Genomic DNA, 649 nt, shown 5'->3' on the forward strand with positions numbered 1-649 from the left:
CACGGCCGCGCAGGTAGTCGAATCGGAAGACAAGCGCTTCACCTCCGATGCGGAATTGGCGGGGTATGCGCCCGTTGGAGAAGATGGCAAGGTGGTGGCCGAAGCTACCCAAGACTTCTTCTTTGCTACGGAACACTTCACTATCGAGGACGTCGTTGGCGAGGATAACGTCACGCGCCCGACGTTCCGCATCAAGCAGAGCATCTTGGATGGTCTTGGTACCGGTGGTGGAGGGGGCGGCGGCAATCCGGCCTTAGATACCAGCATCACGCCCGATGGCGACGTGGCGCAAAACGGGGGCGTGTGGGGCTTCGGGAAACCCAAGAACTCGGTTTCCTTCACCGTCACAGAGAGCGGCGGCACGGGCGAGTATACGCGTACCTGGTCCTTTACTGGTCCGGCTGGCAACGGCGCCTACGCCAATGGCGGACCTGATCAGGTGCACGGCCCCACGTTCGCGCTGCTCAACATGGTCTACGATGGCAACTGGGAAGTGAAGTGCGTGACCACGGACAGCGCCGGCACCACGTTCACGAGCCAGCTTCCGTTCGTGGTTACGGGCAACGGCAATGGCTTCCCCACCGGCGGCTCGACCGACTTCGCCCTGCGAATGGAGTTTCGCACCAAAACGGCGGTCGGCAAGCCCGAT

The 649-nt window shown here is 62.1% G+C and carries 1 protein-coding gene; it reads left to right on the forward strand.

From position 1 onward, the window contains the following. A partial coding sequence (locus BXP70_RS30240) for a hypothetical protein (RefSeq protein WP_218779910.1) occupies positions 1 to 649 on the forward strand: 649 nt, incomplete at both ends.

Source organism: Hymenobacter crusticola, assembly GCF_002154225.1.
Classification (GTDB): domain Bacteria; phylum Bacteroidota; class Bacteroidia; order Cytophagales; family Hymenobacteraceae; genus Hymenobacter; species Hymenobacter crusticola.